Source organism: Armatimonadota bacterium (genome assembly GCA_017303935.1).
In the GTDB taxonomy this organism is placed as follows: Bacteria; Armatimonadota; Fimbriimonadia; order Fimbriimonadales; family Fimbriimonadaceae; genus JAFLBD01.
Map to the genome: position 1 here is coordinate 484544 of JAFLBD010000001.1, position 17112 is coordinate 501655.

Consider the following 17112-nt stretch of genomic DNA (forward strand, 5'->3'; position numbering starts at 1 on the left):
CGCGAATGTGCGGGGTGTCGATTGTTTTTAGGCCTAGTCCGATTCAAATCTGACATTCGATACGTCAGAATTGATAGAGAATGTCCGATCAGCCTTCTTCAAACGATCCGATTGATGTGCGGACCGTGCTCGCGGTTTCCATGGATCAGTTCGCCGCGCTTGCTTGGCAGAGAATGGGCATGCAATCCGATACGTTCACCGGTAAGATTCACAAAGACATCGCGCAAGCAAAGCTCGCCATTGAGGCGTGTTCGCGATTATCCGAATTGATCGAGGCGGAACTGGACGAATCCGATCGAAGACAGGTACAGAATCTGATTCGAGATTTGAAAGTGAATTTTGTGGAGCAGAGCAAATGAGCGAACAAAATACGATCAACACCACTCCAGTTTCCGCTGGCAAGCCATTGATGTGGGCAAGCAATCTGCCTCACCGGTTTCAAATCGCTTATCTCAATTGGACAAAGTCACGAACGGAATCCAAATCTCAGGACCAACAATTGACCATTCGTGACCGACAGGCTGAACTGATCGAATTCTATAGTCGTTTTGAGACTCTGGTTGAGCTCCTTTGCGACTCGGCCCAATACGGCCCAGAACCACGGATGGAAGCCAAGTATGCCGAGCTCCGACAGTGGATGCAGCGCAACTATTCGGAAATTCGGCCCTACGTTGTGGCCTATCTGGAAGTCGATCTCGACGACTCTAACGGTCAGCTCGATCAATACGGCGCCGCTCCAGATGCTTTCGAATCCCTATTCGGTGCAAACACTTTGGATGAGTTGTTGCGTGGCGATGGTGGGACATTGATCGGTCGAATCATGCGCACACGCGAGGCTGTCAATCGGTACGCTGAGCATCTGCGACGGCTCGCGGCATAAACTAACGCTGTGATCGGCCGCGTTGAGCATCTAGACTTTTCGGTTCTGCACGAGTTCTATCTCCGCACTGTGCCGGAACGGTACCACGTGCGCCAATCCTTGTTAGAGTCGCATTTTCAGCGAACTCCCCTCTTGAATCTGGACGCGAGCCGATGGGCGACCTTTACTCACCAGCTCGTCGGGGCGGCGCTCATCAAGTTTTCGGCATCCCGCTTATACCCCGGGCCTGAACCGCTGCAAGCGCATTTGGGACTCCTCGTGTTCAAGGATTACGCGGCTGCTCAGGAACTTTGGGATGCCGTTGAGCCAGTACTTCGCGCTTCTGGAATACAGAAAGTCATTTTTGGTCAAGAGAACTTGCACCTCTTTCCCGGCGCACCCAAAGATTGGCCAGAACTCGGTCATGCGCTTGAAAAACTGGGATTTGCGCCGGCAGAAGCCGAGCAGTTTGATCTTGAACGTGATCTCGCGGACTATGTTCTGCCCGAGTCGTGTGCGCTAAGCGAGGGAATCGTTGTCCGGCCATGCGCCGCTGACGATCTGACCGAGCTCACCCGGTTTTTTGATGAAGAGTTCCCAGGCCGGTGGAAGTACGACTCTTTGCAAAAGTGGCAGATCGAAGGTCCGCAAACCATCATGGGGCTGTTCGAAAACGGTCGATGTGAAGGTTTCGCCTTGATCCAAAGCGACGGGTGCCAGCTCCCGATTGGCGGTGCCGTTTGGAATCAGGATCTCGGAGCGAATTGGGGCTCGCTCGGCCCGATTGGAGTGAGCAAGGGAGTTCGGGGGCGAGGACTTGGCGACGCGCTCCTTGCGCATAGTTTGGTTGAACTCAAAACCCGTGGCGCCCGTAAGACTATTATCGACTGGACCACGCTCGGCGATTTTTACGGACGGCATGGCTTCGAGATTTCGAGAAGATACACCACTTATACCAAGGACCTTACATGAGTTTTGAGCAACTAAATTTGAAGTCGGAAGATGAAGTCGAGGCGATTTTGTCGTTGGCAATTCGCAAGAGCAGCGACGAGATCGACTTGAAATCTCGGCTCATGGAGACGGCCAGAGAACTTGGAATTTCGGAAGAGGCAGTCATGCAAGCCGCCAAGGAGTACTCCTCAAAGAGGGCGGTCACCAACGATCTGGCCGAATATCAGGAGTACCGAAAGCGGGGTTTCATCCAGCATTTGGTGCCATACGTCGTGGTAAACGCATTTCTGATCTTCATGGCGCGCGGCGATACTTGGTGGATTTATCCGTTGCTTGGATGGGGGATCGGGTTGGCGATCCATTTCGGAAACACCTTCTTCACAAAGCCGTCGGTGACGGATGACGAATTCCTCACTTGGCGAATGAAACGCCGAGCCTTAGAAAACGATTGACCGGTTACATCCGGGGCTTTTGTTCGACCATTCTGCCGTTCGGATTTGGAGTATCGACACCTTTCGGTCGCACCTGAACGTTGGCTTTCGGATCGATGCTGTTCATGAGAATCACGAAGATCATCCACGTACCGATCATCATGGCGGCAGCGACGAGGAACGCCTTCGGTCCAGACATCTTTTGGGGATAAAGGTACTGCTGGCGGAAACGTTCTTCATCTCCGCGCTCTCGCTCCATCAGCGCAATGACCTGCTCGACGGGCACTTGTAGCTTCTTTGCGGCTTCGTCCGCGCTCATCTCTCGCTCGGCCGGTTCAGCGCTCAACTGAAGTTTCGCGGCGACCATATCGAATTCAGCAGGGGTCAGAACCATGATCTTGCCTCTAGTTTACTGCCTTACTCCCTTCCAAGCTCGCGAACAACTGGCAAGTTCTACAAACTTCTGCGTGCGACCAGGTCAGAGGGCTCACACTTAGCGGTTCGCCGGTGTAAGGATGATATTGCTCCGCAAGGATTCCAGACTCCGTTGCTCGTGCTCGCGTCCACTGCATGACTTGCTCGAAAATCGCGGTACGAGAATCACTGGATTCGGCAAGCATGAGATCGGTCTGGGCAAGCCAATGAGTACAGATCACCCACGGATTTCCGGCGAAATCGTCCGTTCTGCGGAAGTAATAATCCCCCTGATACCTTGCCATCCCGCCCACTGGAGAATTCACCCAGAGAGCCGATCGAAGGGTCTGTGCGTTCTGCTTGACCTGAACAGAATCAACCGGCAAAGCCCCGAGTAGTCCTACTGCCAGCGTCGAAGAATCCAGCGTGGAATCAGGTGTGCCGTCGGGGTGCCGCATTCGGTAGAACGCAGCGAGATCTTCGTTCCAAAACCGCGATTTGAGTAGTTCTGCGAACTCCAAGCTTGCCGAATTCCAGCGCTCAGCAGAAGGTTCATCGCCGAGGACGCGGGCCAATTTTGCCCCGCCCGCGAGGCCTGCGCATATCGTTGCGAGGGTGTTGGTGTGGATTCCAAAGCGCTCTTCCCACAGGTCCCAACTCGGCTTTGGCTCACCGGTTTTGGCATCTCTGAATTCGACCATTTTGTCGCAGATGCGCTTGATCATCTTGGGATACCACCGAGCAATTCGCTCGATGTCGCCAACGGATTCAAAATGCTGGGCGATGGACCAAACCGTCAGCGCGCTTTCATCTTCTTGAATCGGCGACGAGAACTCGGTGGAGTGTTCGAACGGGTGCCAGCTCGCGCCAAGCGAACCGTCTGGCGAAAATTTGTGACGGAAAAAAGGTTCGTCAGGAGTGAGAAGCCCTTCGCAGAATTGGTGGTAGCGCTGGCTGAGTTCTGTGTGCCCCGCATCGTCGAGAATCGTGGCCACAAGCGCACCATCTCGTGGCCAAACGAAGCTGTATGTCGCGCGGTTGGTCTCCATGATGTCGCTGTCGTTGGCGGCCAAAATCGCTCCGCCATTATCAATCTGAGTTCGAATCGTCAGCAGCGAGCGTTCATAGAACTCTTGTGTTCTCGAATCTGGCAAAGTGACCCGATTCGACTTCAGACAAGACTTCCAGTAGCTCCGTGCGTAGCCAATCCGTTTGCCAATATCCCGCCCGCCCCATTCGATGAACCGTGAGACAGACTCTTCGATGCTCGGCGCGCAGACCATGCAATAGGTGAGCATCTCATCCGCATTCGCTTCCAAAGCAACCCTGACCGAAATTGTAGAATCGACAGAACCTTGCGAAATCGGGTTTGGATGTAGTTCGCCGTCTTCAGCATCAAGCCAAGTTCCGACCGAGTCCTTAAACGCTTTCAGCCCGGTGGTGTACTGGTGCAAACCATGGCTCGCGGTAAAAGCAGTGAACAGAAAGGCGTGCTTCCCCTTGTAATGGACGATGCCATCGACCGCCGGAATATAGGCGGCGGTGTCGCCGATATCCGTCTCCGCGATTCGCAAATCGTGCGTGAAGAAGACCCGCACCTCTCGGGAGTGAGACCGTAGATTCTCAACCCGGATTTTGCGCACATAGCAAGGGTGAACCGGATCAAGAGCGTCCGTGCAATGGAGGCGAATTCCGAGTCCGGAATGCTCGAAGACACAATCTCCGACCAACGTCGAATCTTCGTATCTGATCTGCCGATGCCAACCGTCGGAATCCAGCCACGAGAACTGATTTTCGACCCAAACCCCCATTCGAATCGGGTGCCCGCCGAGGTGATTTTGATGCCCAACGATCGGATAAAAGAGGTCGCGAATGGAGTAACGGTCATCAAACTGAATCATACAATGACCATTTCCAAGCACGAGTGGACGAGGCATATTGAATTGTGCCTCATCCACTTCGGCTCTGGCTCAGAGTGCCGGGTTGTTCATGATGCCCACGAACAGTAGCTCGCCGTGAGGCCCGGTCAAGGTGTAGGCAAAGGGGCGGTCGGCCTTGAAGTGGAAGTCCGTGACAGGAATACCCGCAGACCCAAGCATGATCTCAGTCGTTGCCGCGGCTTTCGTTCCAGATTCGTTGACTTGCACAAAGGTCCGGTGGACAATCGAACTGACAAAGTAATCGCCTTGCTTGCTTCCGATCCCAGAAAGGTTTGCTTCTCCGCCCTGGAAAATCGAGTTCAATCCCATCCCAGAGAGAATTTTCTTGAGGTCGTAGGTCGCGCGGCCTTCCCACTTCGGAATCGTCACCATCCCTTGATTTAGGGTTTGGGTCGGCTTTGCGGTACCGGAGATCGCCTTCTTGAGCGCGGCCATCGGAGTCACGCCTGGGCTCGGCAAGATAATGTTCATCGCGTACCCAGAGGTCACGTAGCTTAGCGAGACGGATTCGTAGCTTGAATACTTCTTGTACGGGATGAACAGGAACCGGTTCATGTAGGTCACCGGCGAGGTCTTTCCACCAGCCAGAGCGAAAGTGCCTTTCTCGTTGCCGTCAGGCATAAATTGAGTCTGCCAAGTGTCTTCGAATGCGATCGCATTGATCAAGAAGAGCACCTGGTTACGCAGCGCCATCGGCGTCAGCTGGCCTGGGATCATGCCCTTGGTGCTGTTTGTAATCCACTTGTTGATATGCTCGGCGGCATCGTCGTTTTCGAAATTGATTCCTTCGGCCTCGGCGGAGAATCGCTGTTGCAGCGCTTCGATGAAGGAGTTGTTCACCGAATACTGCTTGGAGGTCCAGAGTCCATTCGAGATCAAGATATTCGGAGATTTGAGCATCGGCAAGACGGAGCTCCATTCTTCCGAGCTGAGCGAATCGCTACCGAGAGCGGTGTTGATTTCCGTTCGGCTGGTGCCCTTTGCCCCTTCGCGTAGCATCGAAAGCGCGAGGTTGATGCTCAAGGGGGAGACGAACACATTGTCAGTCGGCGCCGCAGCGGTGATTCGATCCAAAAGTCGCTCGGTGAACCTGACTTGACTCTTGTTCAGTTTGGCGATGGTCATGGATTGCTTTTCGGACTCTTGAACGGCGATGGCTGCCGAGCAGGCTCCCAATCCTGGGATCAAGGCGAGGGCTAAGGCGGCGATTCGTTTCTCCATGGGTGTCGGACGTTTGGCCTTGCTCCTCTATTTCGCTGATTCAATGGTCGGGCGTGGGCCCGCCGGGATGTTTTGCCCACCCACCCCGCTCGACTTCGTCTCGCTCCCACATCCCGGCGGGTTGGGGAAACGGAGCGGATGAAATTGTGTTGGCGAAACTGATTAAAGATAGTCCCGACAGGTAGCATCAACTGGATAGTGCTCTACTTACTTTTGTCCCAGTTCACGTTCGGAAATGAATGGAATCTTTCGGATTTGAAGGTTACATGCGCCTGGAGCCAAGAGCTCTACGGCGGGAGATGGGACTACCTGGCGCTTTATGATTGGGACAATACGGAACTTCGGAAGGCCTCACTCAAGCGGAACGGGAAAGTTGTATTGGAAACCTCTGACGAGTGGCCCAATTGTCAGGGCGGTTTCATACATCTCGACGTCGGCTTTCCGTTGTTCATGGAGCAAAGTCAGCCAGGCATGGGCTCTTCCATGAGGCGGACGTTTTATCGAGTGGAGAGAGCAAAGCTCACGCCGATTCTGCGATTAGAAAAGCAAGAAGGTGGCCCGATTCTACGGGATATCGACAAAGACGGCGAATTCGAGTGGATCGTTGACGACTACGATTACTACACTTATTATGGATCCACGCCTAAATGGCTTAAGGTCTACAAATTCGGCAAAGATCGCCGTCTCCACCTGTGGAAGACTTGGAAAAACCAGAACGGACTTCGCCTTCCATCAGTCGCTTTCTCTGACTCGAGTCCGATTTGGCAACCGCCTGTTCGACTTAAGCCCTGACGAAAGGGCCGCTGGATCAATACTGATTCGGCTGATTCTCCCCCTAACCCCCCTCATGGGCTTCGCCAATGAGGGGGGAACTCAGAATATATCACCGAGTCGGCGCAAAGACTTCTAGCACATAGCAAGGTGCATCACAAGGGTCATACATCTCGCACAAAATGCGGCAACGATCCGCTTCTGAGTGGCACTTGAAATATGGACCGTCGCATAGCTCAGGGTCAGCAAAGGTGGAGCATGATTGCACGTCTAGCCAAAAGTTCACGATCAGATACCCTTTGCTCTCCCACTCATCGCCGGGATCAACGAACTGAAGGTTCTCCCTTTCTATAAACTCTTCGGCTTTCTTTAATTCTGATTCGTACTCTGCTGGATCCTTGAAATCGATCTGCCGAAAGTAGAACATCGAAGTGACGGTTTCTTTGGGGTACGGGTGGGCAAGGCCAAGCAACTGACCACCTTCGGGTGGGGGTGGAACCTCGCTCAAGTTTAGCCAAAGGCAGCTAAGCCATCCGGTGCCATTGTAGAAGCCGGGGATGAATATACCGAACGCTTGACCGAACATCGGTTGGTCTTTATGAACGTAGGTGTATGCGAACAGCTTGCTGGGCTTCATTATTTGGTCCTTTAGCGATTCTACTTCGCATGCAGGTTGAACTTGGAATTGGAATCGCCGCGATGATTTTCTCCCCCCTAGCCCCCCTCATTGGCAAAGCCCATGAGGGGGGCTAGGAGGTCGGGGCGCAACTTGGAATTGCAGTGTGGTGGGAGCGTCAGGGGAGTGGGAGTTTGGAGATGGTTCCCCCTGATCTAGGACCAAATCCCCACAAATAGATTGACACTCTGGGCGCTGGAGTGCCAAAATCTAGCAGTCAAGCACGGGGATTGCTATCAATTTCAAGCCCGTGCGCGTAAGAACAACTATGGCAAACATCAAACCTTTGGGCGATAAAGTCGTCGTGAAGCTCATCGAAGCCGAAGAAAAGACCGCCAGTGGTCTTTATCTTCCTGACAGTGCCAAGAAGAAGCCAACCGAGGGCGAAGTCATTGCCACCGGCAACGGACGAGTCTTGGACAACGGTCAACGCAACACGCTGAATGTCAAGGTCGGCGATCGCGTTCTCTTCAGCAAGTACGGCGGAAATGAAGTCAACGTGGACGGTCAGGACTACACGATCCTCGACGAAGACCAAATCTACGCCATCGTCAACAACTAATTCACTTAAAGGAGAAAACAAACATGTCTGCAAAAAATCTTACATTCGAAGAATCGGCACGACGCGCGCTGGAGCGCGGTGTCAACAAGGTCGCTGATGCGGTGAAGGTCACCCTCGGCCCCAAGGGCCGAAACGTGGTGCTCGACAAGAAGTGGGGCAGCCCAACCATCACTAAGGACGGCGTTAGCGTCGCTAAGGAAATCGAACTCGAAGATCCAAACGAGAATATGGGCGCGCAGCTCTGCAAGGAAGTTGCTAGCAAGACCAACGACGTTGCTGGCGACGGCACCACCACTGCTACCGTTCTCGCACAGTCGATCGTCAACGAAGGTCTGCGATACGTTGCTGCTGGCGGTAACCCAATCGCTGTAAAGCGCGGCATCGACAAGGCCGTCGCTCTCGTTGTCGAGCAGATCAAGGCTGCCAGCGAGCCGGTCAAGGATAAGGAGCAAGTCGAATTCGTCGCGACCATCGCTGGTAACGACCCAGAAATCGGAAAGCACGTTGCCGAAGCCATGGACAAGGTCGGCAAGGATGGCGTGATCACCGTCGAAGAAAGCAAGAGCCGAGAGACCGTTCTTGAAGTCGTCGAAGGTATGCAGTTCGACCGCGGCTACATTTCGCCTTACTTCGTCACCGATCCAGAGCGCATGGAAGCCGTTCTTGAGAATCCTCTGATCCTCATCCACGAGAAGAAGATCAGCAGCGCGCAAGACTTCTTGCCGTTCCTCGAAAAGGCATCCACCGCTCGACGGCCAATCTTGATCCTCGCTGAAGATATCGAAGGCGAAGCTCTGGCCACCATCGTGCTCAACAAGATTCGCGGCGTTCTGCAGATCGCGGCTGTCAAGGCTCCTGGCTTTGGCGATCGACGAAAGGCAATGCTCGAAGATATCGCTGTTCTCACCAACGGCACCTTCGTTAGCGAAGATCTCGGCACCAAGCTCGACAACGTGACCATCGACCTCCTCGGTACCGCCAAGAAGGTGGTTATCACCAAGGAAGAAACCACGATCATCGAAGGCGCCGGCACTAAGGATCAGGTCCTCGGCCGAATCGCTCAGATCAAGGCACAAATCGAAGCCACTGAAAGCAACTACGACCGCGAAAAGCTGCAAGAACGACTTGCTAAGCTCAGCGGTGGCGTGGCTGTGATCAAGGTTGGTGCAAGCACCGAAACCGAGCTCAAGGAAAAGAAGCACCGCTACGAAGATGCTCTTTCGGCAACTCGCGCAGCTGTTGAAGAAGGCATCGTTCCTGGCGGCGGAACCACTTTGCTCCGCGCTGCTGACGCCATCGACGCCAGCAAGTCGGAAGGCGACGAGCTCACCGGTATGTTGATCGTGAAGCGAGCACTCGAAGCTCCGCTCCGCACTATCGCCGAGAACGCAGGCATGGAAGGCAGCGTGGTCGTTGGTCAGGTCCGAGGCAGCAAGGCTCCGATGGGTCTCAACGCCGCTACCGGCGAAATGGTTGACCTCGTCAAGTCGGGCATCGTCGATCCTGCAAAGGTGACCCGAAGCACGATCCAGAATGCTGCATCCATCGCGGGTCTGGTTCTCACCACTGAAGTCTTGGTGGTCGAAAAGCCAGAGCCGAAGAAGGCCATGCCAAACCCAGGAATGGGCGGCATGGACGGCATGGACTACTAAGTCTAGATTGACTTAAGTCCACCGGTCCCCTTGGTCAGATTTGGCCAGGGGGACTTTGATTTTGAATCCCGCTCACCAGATTTTCTGTAATATTGATAGAGATGATCTACCCAAAGGACCATCGTGTCAAAACTAGTCAGGACGGCGATACGCTGACGATAACCTATCGACTCGGGAAAAGAATCTATGCATTAGGTTCGTTACTGATTTTCTCATTTCCATTCCTTCCACTCTTAAGCGTCGGGTCAGTTACACGTTCTGGTGAAGTCCAAACTCTACAATCGATGGTCGGCACTGGATTGTTTATTGCACTGTTTTTTTGGCCACTTTGCTATTTGAGTCTTGTGTTTGCAAAGAATTTTGTAACGGTCAAAGCGACCAAGAGCAAGCTAGAAATTGTGAACGGCCCACTTCCATTCTGCCGTACTCGAGAATACGATGCCGAAAAGATCATTCAGTTTTTCGTATGTGATGTTAGGTCGAATCGCACTTTGATTGACTCGGTGAAACTGGTAGACACCGAACACATTGTTCGGCCAGTGACAGACCAACACCCGAGTAAGTTCGCCGCATTGGATATCTGCCATTCTCTCCAGCAGTTCTATGGGCTTGAGAAGAGAGAGATATACGGGCTAACGACGCATCAAAAGCCGAATATCAATCACTAGTTATGCGTCGCCTCAGGACCAATAAGTGAGAAACTGATTGCAATGATCTATCCAAAGGACCATCGAATCAAAATCACTCAAGACGATGATACGTTGACGATTCGTTACCGATGGACGAACCGAGTCCTTGCAGTGATCGCGCCGTTTCTATTTATTCTTCCACTATCGCCTTTGATAAGCCTTATCATGGGAACGAGTTCCGGAGAACCTCAGAATCTGTTACCTTTGTTTGGAATCACTTCGGTTTCCGCCATATTTTTTTGGCCGCTTAGTTATAGCGCTCTTGCCCTCGGTGCAAATTCCACCACAATCACTGCAACCAAGGAGCGGCTGAATGTAAAATCGGGGCCCTACATTTGGCATCGTGTGCGTGAATATGATGCTATTGATATCATTCAATTCTTTGTAAACGGCGTAGGCCTTAGCCACGATCATGGTGATTCGGTTAAGCTGCTCGACGCGATGCACATCGTACGGCCAGTGGCAGACAACCTGCCTGGACACATTGCAGCTTTAGATATCAAGCGTACTCTTCAGACCTTTTTCGGGCTTGAGGACAAAGAGATCTACGGTGTTCCGACGCATCGGAACCCAGATCACACTTAGAGCGTTGACATAAGAGATCGCAGTCCCCGCGTCGACTAGGTTCATCTATGGGGCAATTAACCTACCAATCACAAACAGAGGAACTTTCAGATGAGCCGACAGAGCCATTGGATGAGAATGTCGCAAGCAGGGAAGAGGAATTAGCACGAGAATATCGTCTAAGTTTGCTCATTGCACGCATTGGCCTCGCACTAATTGCAATCCGCTTCTACGTTCTATATTCGATAGGAGATGATTCGCCAGGAGTAGGAATAGAGGTTTTTGCCATACTCTTCCTATATTTTGCCTTCTGTGGAATATCGTTTCTAGTATTGCTACGATGTAGATTGAGGTGCCCCAAGGGACGAGGTATCGCTTCTTGGAGAGTTCTTTTCATGCCGATAATGTTTGCGGCATCGAGCATTGTAGTTCTTTTGCTCCCACTTACTATTGAGTGGGTACGTCATATCTTGGGCTTCAACTAATGAGCGACAATTTGAGCGAACATGATCCGCGGGAATTGGCGTTGCTTGCGGCATTCGAAACACTTGTGAAGGTGGTCAGTAAAGGACTTGGAGTCCAGCTTCTTTGTGCGTTGCTTGGGCTTGTCGCAAATGCACTCAACGTTTTGATACTGTTGGGAGTACCGATGTTCTTTACTAACATGGTAGTGACTTTCGTTTTAACATTGAAGTTGCTGTGGTTTCGACTCAAATGTCCCAAGGGTAGTGGGATATCTGGTTGGAAAGTTTCGGTTGTGCCGATTCTGTTCGTTTTATCCTCAATTGGATTGCTTTGCCTGTCCATTTATGTCTGGATTCTATATGAGAGGGAACGATCGTAACCAAATATGCGCCATTCGAAAGAAATGTCGCGTCAGGGAGAAGACACTAAGCATGCAGAAGCAACCGGATTTTGAAGCCATCGAATTGCGCGATAAGTACGAATTGTCAGTCATCGTCGCCAAAGTCGGCATGTTTGCATATGTCATCCACTGGCTCGCCTTGAGTATCGGCGGGATTCCGAGCGCATTGAACGTCGTTCTCTGGAATGTTCTTGTACTAAACTTTCTGTTTGCCCTGTTTCTGATCCCTCCACTAATCTTCCATTGGTTTAGGTGTTCCGGTAAAGCGCGACTACCGTTTTGGGCGTGATTGCGCCATCGTTAGCTTTGGTGATCGTCGCATTATTTTTGTTTCGGTCCGAGCTGATGTCAATGTCGAATACTTTTAACTTGATGGACTGACCGGAGCTGCTTCTCGGGCATTAGTGATCGATCTCAACGTCATTGATCGTGTCTCGAAATTTTGCACTCCACTTAGCCTATGCAGCCGCAAACTCTGTTCAATTGGCATTTGATCCTTGAGCTCCTGCAAGGGGCAGGAAAACACGCCCCAAAACCCCCACAAAAATGACCGCAAAAATAACAGGGATGCGCGATATTCACGAAAAAGTCATGATAGAAACTGTTTTCGCGGTCAAATATTTCATATAATTGCCTTGGAGGTTTCCGCGTAGTTTTGCGGGAGTGGGCCTCCGGTTTTCTCGGCCTCAGGGCCAGGGATGCATTTATGAAATTGAAATCTATTCTACTTGTTGCAATGGCAGTGGCTTCGGTGCCCGCATTCGCCCATTTCGAGACGTACTATGGCGTACTTTCTGGAGCAAACGAAGTACCAGCAAACTCCTCACCAGCAACCGGCTGGGCTCGAGTCACGCTCGACCTCGACCTGTTCACCATGCGCGTCGAAGCCCAATTCTCGGGTTTGACCGGTAACACCACAGCATCGCACATCCACGCCGGCAATGGTCCTGGCACTAATGGTGGCGTTGTCACTACTTTGCCGTCGTTCCCAGGATTCCCTCTCGGCGTCACCTCGGGAACCTACGACAACACGTTTGATATGGCTCTCGCCAGCAGCTACAACCCGACCTACATCGCGAATAACGGCGGTACGGTCTCTACGGCGTTCAACGCGTTCCGATCGAAGTTGCTGCTCGGGCACGCATACTACAACATCCACACCACAACCTATGGTGGCGGCGAACTCCGCGCAAATCTGCAGGCAGTTCCAGAGCCAGGAACCATGATCGCTGTCGGTGCTGGCCTTGCCGGTATCGCCGCTCGCAAGCGACGAAAGAAAGCCTGAATCCAGTCTGATTCAAAATCATCTCCCCGCTGTTGATTTCAACAGCGGGGAGATCTTGTTTTCGCCCTGAATGGCTGCCGGGTAACCTCGGTTCATGACCGACTTTCTGACGACATACCGCCTCACACGCCAGCGCTTCGACGACCTCGTGCGAAGCTTTCCCGAGCAGCATTTCCACCACCGAATTGTGGCGGAAACGCTTACGATGGCGGAAATGGCGATGCACGTTGCGGGTGTCGAGATCTACGTGATCACGTCGCTCTTGGTGCGCGAAACCAATGAATGGGAGAAGCGGATGATCGGCTGCGCGTTCAACGGCGTGGTGAACAACAACCCTTTCCCGTTCAGCGAATCCGAGATGACTCGGGAGTCAATGCTGAACGCGCTGGATGAAGCGCGCAAACTCACTGAATCGGTGATGAGTTCGGGCGATGACTCGATCCGCCGCCGAGAAATTAAGAGCGTTCTTGGGCCGATGATCGATGGTGATGGCGCAATGGCCAGGCTCTGCGCGCACCCGTTCTATCACCAAGGGCAGGGGTATCTGATCTTGCAACTTGTCGCGGGCTAACAATCCCAGAGTCAATTACGTTTTTCCTTCTACCGATTACTCATGAGACAAGCCGTTTCATCTAAGTCAGCGGCCCATGGCTGAGATCAATTGCTTAGAAATGCGCGATGTGCGATCCGAATGATGATTGAGCCGACTCAGACCCTAGAGAAAGTAAACACCCTGGGTTCGTCTCGATCGAATCTTTGTACTTCTAAATGAAGTGATTGCTTATCGTCTGTCCATGCCTTGATTGGTACATTCGATATTGGAATGATTAGATCGTTCAGTGGTTCAGGGGTTTTTCCAGGAGCTTGGTGGAGGCACCTCCGAAACGCTTCGGTGACCACCTCCAGCTCTTTTGAAAAATAGCTGATTTTGAACTCTGTATCGTCTTCTAGAGGAAGCTCAAGCACTTTCGCTACAATCGGATAGGCCAGCAACGAACTCATAATTTTGAAATTCGCATTCGAAATGGCAATGCGTTGTTGTTCGAGAGGAAGCCGAGTCGACCGAACTTTCTCAACGACTCCTGCGACTATATCGGCCTTAACATTTCCTTGACTCATGCGCAATTCAGCAACTGCCAATCCGGCTGGAGGAATTTCTGCTTCGCTTTCCGACATACCGAACCTTTCATAACCCTTCGGCAATTTTGAAATCTCTATAGATTGGAACATCTCTACAATCTGAAATTGGTAAATAGATTTCCAATTTGGTACTGCAGTATCCTTCATAGTCTTGATAAGAAACCACTCGTACCTAGGGTCGTTGGTTTGATACGCAGATGCCATGATTTGGTTTACGAGAATGGATGTCATGCTGCTGTGAACCACGCCGGCGATAACTCCTGGAATATGTTTTAGTTGGAGGATAAGTCGGTCCGCCACTCGAAATCGCGCTAACGCCTGCATGTGGTCGCCATCTGCGCTTGAAACAAATGCCAGCTTGGACATTACATTCACCCAATTCCGATAAACGGACAATTCTGGGAAAATGACTCCCGCGCCGTCTTCCCAATTGCGTTCCAGTAGCAAAAAATCGTATTCTGCCAATCGCTCTATTTTTGTTAACTCAGGAGCGTTTGCCTTTTCAAACTCGCGCCACTTTTGAAGGTCGATTTGGCCTTCAGGTACGGGAGTCAAGAACCGATAGGAATTTCGTCCACGACCCAGAATCTCCTGGTAGAGGGTGGCTCCGTTTTCGTCTTCAGAAACTTGCGGTAACGACTGCTTAAATTCGGCCAATGTCGTCGGCAGCCCAATTTGCTTTGCAACGGCAAGATTCTTTTCCAGGTTTGGCTCAGGAATTTCTTCACCCTGGCTCACTCCAAGGCATATTGCCAACACCAACGCCAACGATAAGGAATGCACTCAGTCATAATACTTCTAATTGCTGAGGTACAAGCGTGTTATTCTTTTGCCAGCCTCGAAGTCGAACCTGATCGGCTAATTATTATCGCCAACTGGAGAGTCAAAGTGATCTCCATAGATTAGATACTTCTAGGATAACAAGAACTTCAGCATAGAATATTCAAATGAGTGTGAAACAGGCCGACTCTGCAGACCTCGATGGAAGCATCGCACAAAGGCGCCTCAAGATGAGCGTTTGGCTCGCCATTTTCGGAACCGTCGCAAACTCAATATTCGTGAACTTGTATGTTTGGTCTGCTGTCTGGCGAAGAGAATTATCCACTGAAATAGTGGGGAATCATGGCCCGTGGGCCTATACAATCCATGATTCCAGAATGAGCGGCCTGTTCAACCTCAATCTTGTTTGGAGCGTCGCTTGTTTTGTGACGATGACCATTCTGAAGGCACGTTGCAGGCCCAAAACGGGCGTCGGGTACTTAGTTATCTTTTTCGTTCCAGTGATTCAATTTGTGCTGTGGCTCGTTGGTTATCTTCTGGTCGGGTGGGCCTTCGATTAGCTTCAATATTTGTCAATTAGGTCACTCATCTTGCCAGCTTATCGATCCCAATCAGCAACAAAGAAAAATACTTCACTGCGCAAGTTTAGCAAATGTTCGAAAGATGCACCAGGTAGACAAATAGTCTATTCCTGGTGCATCCAATCTCACGCTATGTAGGGGCTGATCAAGCCCGCTTTCGTCGCTTGAATAGAAATGCGCCAATTCCAGCCGAGAGGGCGAGGATTGTGCCGGGTTCCGGAGCGACCACCGAGGCCATCGAAACCGGATTTACTAACACATTGCTGCCGAACGAGTTCAACTCAGCACCGGACATCGAAACTCTAGTGATCAATCCTCGGCTGGTGTTTGTGATGTCCTTACCGGTGTAATAACCTCCAACGTGTCCGCCAGCCGCGCCAGTGGCACTAGCCAGTGAATTTAGCGTAAACGATGCGAGGAAACTTGTACCGGTGCTACCAATATAAGAACCCCGCCCAATCCCAATAAAGGTGCTAGTAGTTAAAAACGAGTTGCTCGCAGAAACGGAAATCTGTGCCGGAGCACTTCCGGCGGTGTAAGTGACGGTATTCCCGTTGGCATTAAAAGTACTGTTATATTTGTAAGCGTAACTCGTCCCGGCGCGGACTTGGTGCGTTAGGAACACTCCAAACTCATTCTTTGCGATTCGGTCAATCGAGGTTGCGCCAGGATCAGTGTAAAGAGTCGATGGCGATAGGAAACCGCTGTAGATCGTCGAACTGTTAGCCGAGCTAATCACGTTTGTTCCGTTTACGAAATAGATATTGGAATTGACCATATCGAGTGCAAAGCTTGTTGCACTGACAGTCGCATCGGCGATAAGTTGACCTGAGTTGTAGTCATAAACGAACATTCGGCCGTTGGTGAGAACCCAAGCTTCGTTGGTGCCCTTCTTGATCTGGATCTCTCGAATGTCGGTATTGAACGCTCCGAACGAACCGAGGTAGACACCAGAGTCTCCGTCGAATCGGTGGATTTTTCGAGTGGCGGTTGTAGACGATCCGTTGTCTGCCGCCATAACGAGCTCAAAACTTGCGAATGCGTTGCCACCAACTAGTGCAACTGACGCCAACAAAATCAGCTTGGACATTCCAAGATTATATGCCAAAGAAGGCGAAAGTGGGAATGTTTATTTACGAGTTTCGAGGCAACCTTCATCGCTGAGTGCTCGTTCGATTCGATAGTCCGGATAGAGCCAAATCACGCCCACGATACAATACAGCACGATCGAAATCACCGGCTGGAATTGCGAAATTCCGATGGCCATGGTGTACAGCAAGAGCGAGATTCGCCCCTTAACGTCCTCGCCAATCGCTCTAGCCAGAGCTGAATCACTTTCGTGATGCAAGAGCAGCGTGCGCACCAAAATACTGTACGAGATCGCGGCCATCAGCAGGATGAATCCGTACAGGGCAACCGGGCCTTGCTGAATGCCAGTACTGCCCATCCATTGTGTGGCCCATGGCACCAGTGAGAGCCAAAAGAGCAAGTGCAGATTTGCCCAGAGAGTCCAGCCCCTGACCACCGTTACGGCTTGCAACAGGTGGTGGTGGTTGTTCCAATAAATCCCGACAAACACAAAGCTGAGCAAATACGACCAGAACACCCGGCCCACATTCGCGAGGTCTGTCAGTTGCGAGCCAGCCGGTGCACGAAGCTCGAGCACCATGATCGTAATGATGATGGCCATCACGCCATCGCTAAATGCTTCGAGTCTGCCTTTGGTCATTG

18 protein-coding genes are annotated in these 17112 nt (G+C 51.7%); 11 read left to right on the forward strand and 7 right to left on the reverse strand.

From position 1 onward, the window contains the following. Positions 1–80 precede the first annotated feature (80 nt). From J0L72_02250 to J0L72_02265, 4 genes are read left to right on the forward strand one after another with little or no spacing between them, the layout of a single operon-like run. The gene (locus tag J0L72_02250) at positions 81–359 is read left to right on the forward strand and encodes a DUF1844 domain-containing protein (protein MBN8689594.1); all 279 of its coding nucleotides are present in this window, start codon (positions 81–83) and stop codon (positions 357–359) included. Continuing rightward, complete coding sequence (locus J0L72_02255) at positions 356–880, forward strand: hypothetical protein (GenBank protein ID MBN8689595.1); 525 nt, start codon at positions 356–358, stop codon at positions 878–880. The genes J0L72_02250 and J0L72_02255 overlap by 4 nt, the downstream gene beginning before the upstream one ends. A gap of 9 nt (positions 881–889) precedes the next feature. Continuing rightward, positions 890–1831 (forward strand): GNAT family N-acetyltransferase, encoded by a 942-nt coding sequence (locus J0L72_02260; protein MBN8689596.1) that lies wholly within the window; start codon positions 890–892, stop codon positions 1829–1831. Beyond that, on the forward strand, positions 1828–2262 hold the full coding sequence (locus J0L72_02265; GenBank protein MBN8689597.1) for a 2TM domain-containing protein: 435 nt from the start codon (positions 1828–1830) through the stop codon (positions 2260–2262). Before J0L72_02260 ends, J0L72_02265 begins: the two co-directional genes overlap by 4 nt. Before the next feature lie 4 nt (positions 2263–2266). Here the strand turns inward: J0L72_02265 and J0L72_02270 are convergent, their stop codons facing one another. From J0L72_02270 to J0L72_02280, 3 genes are all read right to left on the reverse strand, one after another. Then, positions 2267–2635 (reverse strand): hypothetical protein, encoded by a 369-nt coding sequence (locus J0L72_02270; GenBank protein MBN8689598.1) that lies wholly within the window; start codon positions 2633–2635, stop codon positions 2267–2269. A gap of 10 nt (positions 2636–2645) precedes the next feature. Next, positions 2646–4556: a glycoside hydrolase family 15 protein gene (locus J0L72_02275; GenBank protein MBN8689599.1), complete on the reverse strand. Its 1911-nt coding sequence runs from the start codon at positions 4554–4556 to the stop codon at positions 2646–2648. A 69-nt stretch (positions 4557–4625) separates the two neighbouring features. Then, the gene (locus J0L72_02280; GenBank protein ID MBN8689600.1) at positions 4626–5816 is read right to left on the reverse strand and encodes a hypothetical protein; all 1191 of its coding nucleotides are present in this window, start codon (positions 5814–5816) and stop codon (positions 4626–4628) included. 255 nt (positions 5817–6071) lie between these two features. Here J0L72_02280 and J0L72_02285 point away from each other — a divergent pair, with 255 nt between their 5' ends. After that, positions 6072–6608: a hypothetical protein gene (locus J0L72_02285; protein ID MBN8689601.1), complete on the forward strand. Its 537-nt coding sequence runs from the start codon at positions 6072–6074 to the stop codon at positions 6606–6608. 91 nt (positions 6609–6699) lie between these two features. On the opposite strand, the gene J0L72_02290 is transcribed toward J0L72_02285, so the two are convergent. After that, positions 6700–7224, reverse strand: a complete 525-nt coding sequence (locus tag J0L72_02290; protein ID MBN8689602.1) for a hypothetical protein — start codon at positions 7222–7224, stop codon at positions 6700–6702. 307 nt (positions 7225–7531) lie between these two features. Here J0L72_02290 and groES point away from each other — a divergent pair, with 307 nt between their 5' ends. The 6 genes from groES to J0L72_02320 all read left to right on the forward strand — a co-directional run bounded on the left by groES (position 7532) and on the right by J0L72_02320 (position 13451). Further along, positions 7532–7825 (forward strand): co-chaperone GroES, encoded by a 294-nt coding sequence (gene groES, locus J0L72_02295; protein ID MBN8689603.1) that lies wholly within the window; start codon positions 7532–7534, stop codon positions 7823–7825. A 23-nt stretch (positions 7826–7848) separates the two neighbouring features. Further along, positions 7849–9477, forward strand: a complete 1629-nt coding sequence (gene groL, locus J0L72_02300; GenBank protein MBN8689604.1) for a chaperonin GroEL — start codon at positions 7849–7851, stop codon at positions 9475–9477. Positions 9478–10187: 710 nt separating this feature from the next. After that, positions 10188–10751 carry a hypothetical protein gene (locus tag J0L72_02305; protein MBN8689605.1) on the forward strand — a complete coding sequence of 188 codons (564 nt, stop codon included), beginning with the start codon at positions 10188–10190 and terminating at the stop codon, positions 10749–10751. A gap of 875 nt (positions 10752–11626) precedes the next feature. Then, positions 11627–11884 (forward strand): hypothetical protein, encoded by a 258-nt coding sequence (locus J0L72_02310; protein MBN8689606.1) that lies wholly within the window; start codon positions 11627–11629, stop codon positions 11882–11884. Positions 11885–12301: 417 nt separating this feature from the next. Continuing rightward, complete coding sequence (locus J0L72_02315) at positions 12302–12880, forward strand: CHRD domain-containing protein (protein ID MBN8689607.1); 579 nt, start codon at positions 12302–12304, stop codon at positions 12878–12880. Positions 12881–12974: 94 nt separating this feature from the next. Next, positions 12975–13451 (forward strand): hypothetical protein, encoded by a 477-nt coding sequence (locus J0L72_02320; GenBank protein ID MBN8689608.1) that lies wholly within the window; start codon positions 12975–12977, stop codon positions 13449–13451. 137 nt (positions 13452–13588) lie between these two features. Here the strand turns inward: J0L72_02320 and J0L72_02325 are convergent, their stop codons facing one another. The 3 genes from J0L72_02325 to J0L72_02335 form a co-directional block, all read right to left on the reverse strand. After that, positions 13589–14485 (reverse strand): hypothetical protein, encoded by an 897-nt coding sequence (locus tag J0L72_02325; GenBank protein MBN8689609.1) that lies wholly within the window; start codon positions 14483–14485, stop codon positions 13589–13591. Positions 14486–15526: 1041 nt separating this feature from the next. After that, entirely contained in the window at positions 15527–16471 is a 945-nt protein-coding gene (locus J0L72_02330) for a PEP-CTERM sorting domain-containing protein (GenBank protein MBN8689610.1), read from the reverse strand. A 39-nt stretch (positions 16472–16510) separates the two neighbouring features. Then, positions 16511–17110 (reverse strand): DUF1211 domain-containing protein, encoded by a 600-nt coding sequence (locus J0L72_02335; GenBank protein ID MBN8689611.1) that lies wholly within the window; start codon positions 17108–17110, stop codon positions 16511–16513. Positions 17111–17112 lie beyond the last annotated feature (2 nt).